Origin of the sequence: Ornithinibacillus halophilus (assembly GCF_900129485.1) — a bacterium.
GTDB classification, from domain to species: domain Bacteria; phylum Bacillota; class Bacilli; order Bacillales; family Amphibacillaceae; genus Ornithinibacillus; species Ornithinibacillus halophilus.
This window is the reverse complement of the sequence record NZ_FQVW01000071.1, coordinates 1-10,359: the sequence shown is the minus strand read 5'-3', so window position 1 is coordinate 10,359 and position 10,359 is coordinate 1. Positions and strand designations below refer to the sequence as shown.

The 10,359-nt window shown below is 38.5% G+C and carries 9 protein-coding genes and 1 pseudogene; all 10 read right to left on the bottom strand.

Annotation, left to right across the window (positions count from 1 at the left end; genetic code table 11):
- Positions 1-140, bottom strand: a pseudogene (locus BUB12_RS16445) (3-hydroxyacyl-ACP dehydratase FabZ); the annotation flags it as partial.
- Between the two features lie 614 nt (positions 141-754).
- Entirely contained in the window at positions 755-1,117 is a 363-nt protein-coding gene (locus tag BUB12_RS16440; RefSeq protein ID WP_072891999.1) for a DNA-directed RNA polymerase subunit beta, read from the bottom strand.
- A 125-nt stretch (positions 1,118-1,242) separates the two neighbouring features.
- Positions 1,243-2,061 carry a flagellar hook-basal body protein gene (locus BUB12_RS16435; RefSeq protein WP_072891998.1) on the bottom strand — a complete coding sequence of 273 codons (819 nt, stop codon included), beginning with the start codon at positions 2,059-2,061 and terminating at the stop codon, positions 1,243-1,245.
- Between the two features lie 234 nt (positions 2,062-2,295).
- A complete protein-coding gene (locus BUB12_RS16430; RefSeq protein WP_072891997.1) occupies positions 2,296-3,099 on the bottom strand; it encodes a flagellar hook-basal body protein in 804 nt (267 codons plus the stop codon).
- Between the two features lie 21 nt (positions 3,100-3,120).
- Positions 3,121-4,122, bottom strand: a complete 1,002-nt coding sequence (gene mreB, locus BUB12_RS16425; protein WP_072891996.1) for a rod shape-determining protein — start codon at positions 4,120-4,122, stop codon at positions 3,121-3,123.
- Positions 4,123-4,455: 333 nt separating this feature from the next.
- Entirely contained in the window at positions 4,456-4,740 is a 285-nt protein-coding gene (gene spoIIID / locus BUB12_RS16420) for a sporulation transcriptional regulator SpoIIID (protein ID WP_072891995.1), read from the bottom strand.
- 560 nt (positions 4,741-5,300) lie between these two features.
- Entirely contained in the window at positions 5,301-5,426 is a 126-nt protein-coding gene (locus tag BUB12_RS18225; RefSeq protein ID WP_268801947.1) for a hypothetical protein, read from the bottom strand.
- 49 nt (positions 5,427-5,475) lie between these two features.
- On the bottom strand, positions 5,476-6,501 hold the full coding sequence (locus BUB12_RS16410; RefSeq protein ID WP_072891993.1) for an AimR family lysis-lysogeny pheromone receptor: 1,026 nt from the start codon (positions 6,499-6,501) through the stop codon (positions 5,476-5,478).
- A 372-nt stretch (positions 6,502-6,873) separates the two neighbouring features.
- Entirely contained in the window at positions 6,874-7,737 is an 864-nt protein-coding gene (locus tag BUB12_RS16405) for a stage II sporulation protein SpoIIQ (protein ID WP_072891992.1), read from the bottom strand.
- A gap of 946 nt (positions 7,738-8,683) precedes the next feature.
- Positions 8,684-9,838: a stage II sporulation protein D gene (gene spoIID / locus BUB12_RS16400; protein WP_072891991.1), complete on the bottom strand. Its 1,155-nt coding sequence runs from the start codon at positions 9,836-9,838 to the stop codon at positions 8,684-8,686.
- Positions 9,839-10,359 lie beyond the last annotated feature (521 nt).

The window sequence follows — 10,359 nt, the reverse complement described above, 5'->3', positions numbered from 1 at the left end:
CCCTGGAAGAAAGGCTCATTGATTGTGACATTTTTTAACCCTACTACTCGTTTACCTTCTTCTACTTCCAACACCTTGTCCACTAATAAAAAAGGATAACGATGTGGGATTGTTTCTTTAATATCTTGAATATCCATAATTATTGACTCCTTTATATAGATTGAAGCTGGGACAAAATTATTTTAATGAAGCACAAACCCGAACAATGTTATGTTTGGTGAAAATCATCGCTACGTAAATATACTTCGCTTTCCGTGGGCGGCTGGTGAGCCTCCTCGTGCTATCGCACTGTGGGGTCTCACCGATGCCTTTGCTCCCACAGGAGTCTACGTATATTCCCTCCGCTAAGATAGCAAATTGTTCGTTTTTGGTAATAACTTTTTAGTTATGTCCCAGCTTCGTTTTTTCAAAAATATAACTTTCAGAGATGTCTCGTTCGAGCGCTAGTAGCTTTTCTTAATATTATATTTGCAAAAATGGGAAACTCAAAGTTAGAGCTAAGTTGATTTCCACTCCTGGCAGTCGCTTCCCGCGGGCACAGCCTCAGCCCCTCGCGGCAAAGAAGACACTGTGAAAGCGACCGTAGGAAGCTTGAACAGATGTCGCACTTGTGCTGGAAGTGAAAGTGAAGTGTATTTTCCGTAGCGATCGGATTCACACCATCATTAAGATTTGCTCGCAATTTCAAAAAATCCAAACAAATTATATTGTTCGGATTTTAGTATATTTAAATACGTCTCAGCCTATGTGGATATTATTTTTCTTTCAATACGATATCTATTAGGTGTTGCCATGTTTCCATATTAAGTACATCTTTTGGTTCGCCTTCACCTAATACACCATAGCCAATCATCAAGCCTCCAATTAATCCAGCCATGCAAAGGGCAGCAACAACAATTACACGTAACCAAATTGGAAAAATACGTCGACGCGGTCGTCTATTTTTCCGTTTCTCAACTTTTTGTTTTTTCTTCTGCTCTTTTCTAGTCTGTGCTTGAGTTTGGGTTAACTCCTCTTCATAGCTACGGGACCTTCTTCTTCTCTGTTCCACCGTATTCGGTGATTGTTTAGTCCGTTGCCTACGAGTTTGTGGAGTATTTTGATCAGATTGGTTCATGGTTTGTTTCTCCTAACTAACAAATTAAAAAGGTGAGAAAAGCTAAACCTAGCAAGTCAGACGGCTTTACTCACTAAAACAACTATATTTAAAGAAAATGAAAACGTCAATACCTACTTCAGTACTTAACGTAATTGATTAATAAGTCCCATCATTTGATCTGTAGTTGAGATGGTTCGTGCATTAAATTGGTATGCACGCTGTGTCATTAACAAATCTGTCATTTGTTTAGAAATATCAACATTGGATGTTTCTAATGCTTGGCTTTGTAGTCTTGTGCCAGTCGCTTGAATAATTTCACCTGCATTATAGCCTTCAACATCTGGTAAACGGAACAAATTATTCCCTGATGCTTCTAAAAACCTTGGTCGAACTGCTTCTACGACAGCTAACTGCCCAACCGTATCTACAAATTCACCACGTCGAACGGTAACTTGGCCATTTTCTAAAATATCAATTCCATCAAATCCATCTTGAATCATGATGGGACCATTCACACCAATAACTGGGTGACCGTCTTTAGATGTTAGCATAAGAACCTCACTATTATCCTCAGTTGGGTTCAAATAAAAGGAACCATCCCTTGTATATCGTGTTTCCGTTTGTCCATCTTCCGTTACTTGTAATTGGAAGAGATGATTTTCCTCAAGTAAGGCAATGTCCAATGAACGACCTGTTTGCTTGATTGAACCTAATGTTAAATCAATCGTAGGGTTGGTTAACTTCGCTCCTGAACCGACACGTAGCCCATCAGGTGTTAGCCTTCCTTGTGCATTTGCAGGATCATTCATTTGATTTATTTGTTGAAATAAAAGGGATGCAAATTCGGAATTTCGATTTTTATAACCTGTTGTTTGGGTATTTGCTAGGTTATTTCCTATTACATCTAATTTATTTTGGAGTTGATTCAATGTTGTTGCAGCTTGAATCATCGTTCTAGTCATAGGTTTCTCCTCCTGTTACACACAACATCTCGCTACGGAACTACACTTCGCTTTCCTTGGGCGGCTGGTAAGCCTCCTCGTGCTTCGCACTCCGGGGTCTCACCTATGCCTTTGCTCCCAAAGGAGTCTACGTGTAGTTCCTACGCTAGTTCTGAGCAAAGACTTTTAGGCTATTATTTTCAACAAAAATGATTTGACTAAATATGTTATTCTTCTTTAATACAGAACTACATACTATCCAAGGCGTCCTACTTGATTGACGGCTTTGTCTAGGCTTTCGTCATATGCTCGTAGAACCCTTTGATTCATTTCGAACATACGGTACGATTCCATCATTTCAGTCATTGATCTCATAGAGTCGACATTGGAACCTTCCAAGAATCCTTGTTGAACCGTAAAATTTACACCAGCTGGAACTGGTCCTGCATTGCCGTTATATAGATCGTTTCCTTCCTTTTCCATATCGTTGGCATTGGCAGTATAACTAATTCCTAGTTGTATGGCTTGTCCATTTACCTGTAGTTGTCCATTAGGAGTAACCGCAAATTCTAATCCATCAGTTTGGATTTGATTCCCTGAAGCATCTAACACATAATACCCTTGGGATGTCGTTAAATACCCATTTCCATCTACAGTAAAATTCCCATTTCTCGTATAACGGACTTCTCCACCTTCATTTTGCACTGTGAAAAAGACGTTTCCTTCTTCATCTGGAAAATTCCCATTAACTAGGGCTAGGTCAGTCGATATATTCGTTTCTCGCAAATCACCTTGTCCAAAATTAGGTACCATTTCATGAACATAGACTCCTGTGTTTATCGACCCAATTGGATTACTAACAGGAAACTTAATATTATTCTGTGTAGGGACATTTTTTGTTCCCATTTGCTGTAATAACATTTCTGGAAAGGCCCTTAATGTTGCTTGATCTGCTTTATATCCAGGGGTATTTACGTTGGCAATATTATTCGCTAATGCTTCTTGATGTCTTTGTTGAGCCATCATTCCACTAGCAGCTGAATAAAATCCTCTTAACATAATACCTTCCCCTTTTCTCCATTAGACAATTTTTCGTTTGTCTACTTTATCAATATTTTCTAACATGATGCCAGTACCTTTAGCTACACAATGCATTGGTTCTTCTGCCATAAATACTGGTACTTTTAGTTCTTTCGCAAGTAGCTCATCAATTCCATGAATTAATGCTCCACCACCAGTTAAAATAACACCACGATCAATGATATCAGCAGATAATTCAGGCGGTGTACGTTCTAAAACAGTTTTTGCTGCTTGCGTAATTAATGCAACAGGTTCTCTTAATGCTTCTTCAATTTCTTTTGAATGCACCGTGATTGTACGTGGTAAACCAGTAACCATGTCACGGCCTCGAATATCCAGTTCTTCTTGACGGGAACCTGGATTAACGGTTGCTACATTAATTTTGATATCTTCTGCTGTTCGTTCCCCAATTAACAACTTATAATGACGTTTTATGTATTGAAGAATTTCGACATCAAATTTATCTCCAGCCATTTTAACAGACTCAGAAGTAACGATATCTCCCATGGACAGTACAGCAACGTCTGTTGTACCTCCACCAATATCTACGACCATATTTCCGCTTGGCTGATAAATTTCCATTCCTGCACCGATAGCAGCAACTTTTGGTTCTTCTTCTAAATACACTTTCTTACCACCAGATTTTTCAGCTGCTTCTTTAATAGCTTTTTGTTCAACTTTGGTAATATTTGTCGGGCAGCAAATCAGCATTCTTGGTTTAGAAAGAAAGCCTCTAACATTAATTTTAGTTATGAAGTGTTTTAGCATTGCTTCTGTAACATCAAAATCAGCAATCACCCCATCCTTCAATGGGCGAATAGCTTCAATATTTCCTGGTGTACGACCGACCATACGACGTGCCGCTTCCCCAACTTCTAATACTTTTCCTGTATTACGATCCATCGCTACAACAGATGGTTCATCTAAAACAATTCCTTTTCCCTTTACATGAATCAACACATTAGCCGTACCAAGGTCGATTCCAATATCCCTAGAAAACATGGATGATTTTCCTCCTTACGTTGTATACTACTAGCATCTTGTCCGAAAACACAATGCGCCTTGTACAATATTTTACCACAAAAAGCTACATAAAACTGCAAATTATAGGAAAAAGGTAGCGAAATTTTGACATTACTTTTTCCGTATTATAATAGTGCTCCTAATTAAAATTCACCTTAATTACAATTGGTATTCGCTTTTCCTTATAAGCAATCAAAAGCACAGCCTCAATATAAGGCTGTGCTTCTGAAGAATTATGTTCAGTGGTTAAGTGAATTGTCTATACTCTAAGCTATCCCGATCAACCACCTCCTTCATTATAATGGCTGGCTATTATCCTACAGGTTCTGCATTTTTGTCTGGCTTGGTATCATCTGACCGATACTTTTTTCTAGTTGCTTCGCCTCCACGGAGATGTCTAATCGATTTGTGGTATTCTAGAATTTCTTTTACTTTCTGTGCTAACTCAGGATTTATCTCTGGTAAGCGTTCTGTCAAGTCTTTATGAACTGTGCTTTTAGAAACACCAAATTCTTTTGCTATCACTCGGACGGTTTTCTTTGTCTCTACAACATGTTCACCAATCCTGATAGTTCTTTCTTTGATGTAGTCGTGCACACCGTTCGCCTCCCTATGTTGAATATTTCCGAGGTGTGGTTAGAGACTAGGTGATTCGAAAAAATGACAGATGAATGTCCAAAACTTACATCTCTTTTTTTTCGATTCTCCTCCTTTGCATATGCAAAAAAGTTTATTGTACTGTGGCAGCCGAGTTTTTTATAATTAATAAATGTGCAAGATGAATTGTCGATTAAGTAATCCATGACATAGCAGCGGTGAAACTCATGGATATTGATGATTATGACGGAGCAATAGATGTACAATTTTTAGGTTCATTGAATATGTATTACAAGCAGAATAAATGTTTAGTTCAAGAGCCACATAAGCTCTCACCTCAGACGTTTCTGTTTGCTTGGTTTGTAACATTTTATTATAGGAAAGGGTGGATTATGATAAAAAAACAGTTTTAGGAGAAGAAGGACAAGAAGTTTTTTAAATATTCTAATTAATATTTTGGATTTAGTCCATTTTATGCATAATAAAGAGCCCTACGATTTACATAGAGCTCTTATATATATGGATAGGATTCAGCAATACCTCAATACCATAGATATACATTACACACTTTTATTGTCTAATTCTCCATAGTCTGGGTCACTCATAAGTTGGGAAGCTGGCCCCATTGAAAAGGCAAATACAAAAATTAAAATCGTTGCGATAAAAAACGTTTTTAATGTTTTCATATTAATCCTCCTCTCTTCTTTTGACATCGACTTGCTGAATCCATCATATCTACTTTAAGTTTTTTAATGCATTCAATGGCAAACGGCTAAAAAAGTAATCTCGTCTTTTTTCAATAAAATCATTATAAGATTGGAAAAGTAGATTTTCATCTTGTTTAGCCAGTCCCATATAGTACATTTTAAATGGACTATCTAGTGAAATCCCTTCTAATAACTGTATTGCTTTATCAGGATTTCCTTTCGCAATTTCAATATGTGCTTGCTCACTAATATCATCACTATGGATTCCTCTTACTTTTTTAAAATGAGCGGATAGAAATGGGATATTATATTTTTCGATGGAAATTATACGTCTTTTTAAATTGTGTTTCTGTGCTATACGTAATGCTTCTTTAAGATGATACATCCCCTGGTAATACGTATCAAATGAATACGTTAATCCAAGATTAGTATGTAAGTTCGCTTTAGTGGATGGATTCGTCGTTTGGTTCAGTGCTCTAAAGGCGTACTTTCTTGCAATAATTAATTCATTTCGCTTCCAATAATAAATAAACAAACGCTGATAAAAACGTTGATTGAAACAGGATAATAAATACTCATCATTAATTGCATCAAATAGCATAAACTGCTTGTCTATTAAATTGCCGACCTTTCCAAACTCGCGCTGATTATAATAAGTATCCATAATTGTTATTTCTATCAAGCACTTCAGCTCAGGATCTGGTGCTTTAATTGCTTTTAATTCCTCCCTTAACTCTTCAAAGGAATTGCCTACTAATTTATTGTAAATCATAATTTTATATACTTTGGCCCATACACGATTCCTTGGATTGAGGGACTCCATGTTCTTGTCAATCAATTCGTATAAATCATCGTAAAAACCATTTATGTATAAAAACTCTAATCCTACTCTCTGAATTTCATCGGATGTCGATTGTAAGCAAAACTTTCTAGTTAATTCGGTTGCTACTTGAGTTCCATGTTCTTGTGACAATATTAGGAGAACTTGTCCTAATGTTAAATCACCCATGGAAGAAAAGTACCCTGGTGATATCCTCATATTGTTCAAATTCATAAAGTCTAGCATCTCCTTACTGATTTTCTCTAGATAGGGATGTTCTATGATCTATGTCAATTCTATTATATTTAAGATTCTAAACCGTTTTAATAACGGAACAATATATATACTATCATAAAAGATAGACATTAGAAGGGGGAATCGTTCGACATTTTCCTACTACGAATCTTGTTTTCGGTAGAAAGATGTCGAAGTGCTAGAGTAGTATTATAGAAAGATGCGTAGAAAGATTTACCATCCAATCGAAAGTAGAAAATTTTCTAGTGAACACCTATTGATTGTTCGCTATTAAAAAGAGATTAAGTTTATTTTTTCCAAAGAAAAAATCCTAGCAATATTATTTTGCTAGGATTTAAGATTAACTATCAATTATTCGTTTGAATCTTCTTCGTCTGTGGAATCATCATCGTCATCATTAGATTCATCATTTTCTGATTCCTCAACATTTGCATCAGATTCTTCTTCATCTGTCTCTTCTGTCTGTTCGCCGTTTTCTTCTCCATCATTATCAGGAGCATCATTTTCAGCTGCTTCTTCTGACTCACTGTCTAACTTACTAACTGGTTGATTGAAAAAGCTTTCAGGGTTAACTTCTTTTCCTTCTTTACGTAATTCAAAATGTACATGTGTACCATTATCCTTACCGAAAAGATTTTGCCCTGCCGTTCCAATCACGTCGCCTTGTTTCACTTCATCTTCTAGCTCAACATTGACTTCTCCAAGACTAGCATAATGTGTAGTTACGTCGTTACCATGTGATAGAACGACAACATTCCCTAGTAAAGGATCTTCTTTCAAGTCTGTTACTGTACCACTTAATGATGCAACAACATCAAATGCAGCGTCATCAGCAAACTTAATATCAATCCCTGTGCTTTGATAGTAGCGGTTGTTATAAAGAATCAAAGCATTTTCTCGATCCTCTTGGTCTGAGTTGTAATCAAAGAATTTAGTTACGATTTCTGCTTGCTCTTCATCATCGCCTACAGGCATCAATACGACTTCCTGCTGATCCATTACAGCTTCTGCATCTTCATCATGTGGTGTTGGAGAATAATCACCTGCTAAATCTTGATCATCCCCACTAGGAATTTGGTTATCTAAATTTTGATACCAAACTACTACTGCTAATAGAAGTGCCGCGACAGTTAGATAGACAGCTGGGAAGAACCACTTCTTACGGAAAATGCGTCTCCAATTGTTTTTTGAAGAGCCTTTGTTTTCCTCTTTCATATGTTCATCACCTCAACAACCATTCTGAGCAGAAAAAGGAAAAACTATACATCATAAACAAAAAAAATTACGAAATTATGAGTTTTTTTATAAAAATTGGGGATATTAAGGGATTTAGTGGCAAAAAAAAGCCTAGGCACCTATGAAAATGCCTAGACTGGCCTTGCGTTTGCAAGTAGAAAATACGATTAAAGGGAATTGATACGGGCTCTCGATGACCGTAACAAGCAATCAGGTGCTGCTTCCGGAATCGAGACTGCCCATCGATTACCGTAGCATGCAATCAGGACCGGCTTCCGGAATCGAGACTGCCTATCGATTACCGTAGCAAGCAAACATGTGCTGCTTCCGTAATCGAGACTACCTATCGATTACCGTAGCAAGTAATCATGTGCTGCTTCCGTCATCGAGACTGCCTATCGGTGACCGTAGCAAGTAATCATGTGCTGCTTCCGTAACCGAGAGTGCCTATCGATGACCGTAGCATGCAATCAGGACCGGCTTCCGTAACCGAGAGTGCCTATCGATTACCGTAGCATGCGATCAAGTGCTGCTTCCGTCATCGAGACTGCCTATCGATTACCGTAGCATGCGATCAAGTGCTGCTTCCGGAATCGAGACTGCCCATCGATGACCGTAGCATGCAATCAAGTGCTGCTTCCGTCATCGAGACCGCCCCTCGATTACCGTAGCATGCAATCATGACCGGCTTCCGTAACCGAGAGTGCCTATCGATGACCGTAGCAAGTAATCAAGTGCTGCTTCCGTCATCGAGACTGCATATCGATTACCGTAGCATGCGATCAAGTGCTGCTTCCGTCATCGAGACTGCCTATCGATTACCGTAGCATGCGATCAAGTGCTGCTTCCGTCATCGAGACTGCCTATCGATTACCGTAGCAAGCAATCAGGACCGGCTTCCGTCATCGAGACAACCTCTCAATACCTATTGTGCTACTAATGTACGAGAGACTTCATCCACTGAACCAATTTCTACATCTTGATAATAATATTTTAGAATCTCCTCATATGACTTTCCTTCCTTCGCCATTCCATTAGCACCATATTGACTCATGCCAATCCCATGACCATTTCCTTTTGTAGTAAAAATGAGGTGATTGTTTTTTTGTTCGATTGTAAAATCACTTGAACGCAATTCTAATGCATCTCGAACCTCGCGTCCTGTGAATGTATGTTCACCAAGGGATACTTGGTTAATTCGATTACTTTCCGTGCGAGAGGCTTGTATGCTAATACTAGCATTGTCTGGTAAATCAACCTCTAACGCCTCCTCCACTTCTGCAAGGGTAAATGTTTCTTGATCTAAGTAGTAAGGGGATTCAACATCCCATGGGCTTGCCACACTACGCAAATAAGGGATTTCATTTGCCCAATAGTCCTCTGAGTTCTCTGTGTATCCATTACTAGTTGAAAAATATGCTGGTGATATCGGTGCATCTTTAAATGTCAAGATTTCTCCTTTTGTTGCTGCAACTGCATCGGTTATTTTTTTCATGTTTTGATTGTAATTGGCACCCCACCTGTCGCGAAGTTCTTCTTCCCCTTTATATACTTGGTCCATTATTGTGTCCGTGACATCGGATTCTTCATCGCCATCTGCATAAAGCAATTGATTGACGATATACGTTCGTGCCGCTAATGCCTGTGACTTCAATGCTTCCATTTCAAACTTGGCTGGCATCTCACTAGCTACTACTCTTGCTACATACGTCTCTAATGGGACATTCTCTATAGAATCTGTCTGAGTTCGCATTACAGCTACGGAGATAGCAGAGTCATCATCCAAACCCTCCGATGAGTCAAATTCTTGCTCAATTGTCGTTGAAGCTACAGACTCATTTGAGTTGAATGGTAAAACAACGAGTGTAGGAATGACTAGAATAATCATCAATAATCCGGACAACACTAGTAGACTAGGTAATTTCCACTTGGAATGACCTTTATTGAATTTGTTCCCAAAGGTCTTTTTCGACAGTGGAGATTTGGCTTTTGCTAAAATCCTATTTTTCGTCGAATTACTGCTCTTTTTATCTTTTAACTTTTTACGTATGAATTTATTCTTATGGTAGCGATTTTTCAAGGAATAATCCCTCCCCACGTTTTTTCCAATCATTGCTAAATTGTTAGGTTCCTTTTCTAGTATTCCTACTATTAAACTTATACAGATAACCGAAACAATAGAACTAGATTCTTAAGAAAAGCGCAGAGCGCCCGCTTTGCGACGTAAGGACTGCGCCTGGCCATGCCAGGTGGTTCAATGTTGCCACGCAAAGTGGCGATCTTAATTGAACATACCTTCGTAGGAGATAAAGGAAACATGCCCCTTCATAGGGGTATGTCGACGTTGGACGCAAAGTCCGGTTTTAGTCGACCTTCCTTTTTATCGGAGTCGATGTTGACTTTCACCACAAGGGTATAAGTGCGACTAAGCCTCTGGTTTCACCAATCGGCAAGTCTTCTTTATCGTACGGAGGCGAAGGAAGTCTCTCTAGTCGCAGGCGCTCGGAGCTAGACATCTCTGAAATTTTGTACATTCTTATCTCTTAAAAAAGTGAGAGGTATTTAATAGTTTAGAAATTCGAATTGCTCCAGAAAAGTCAA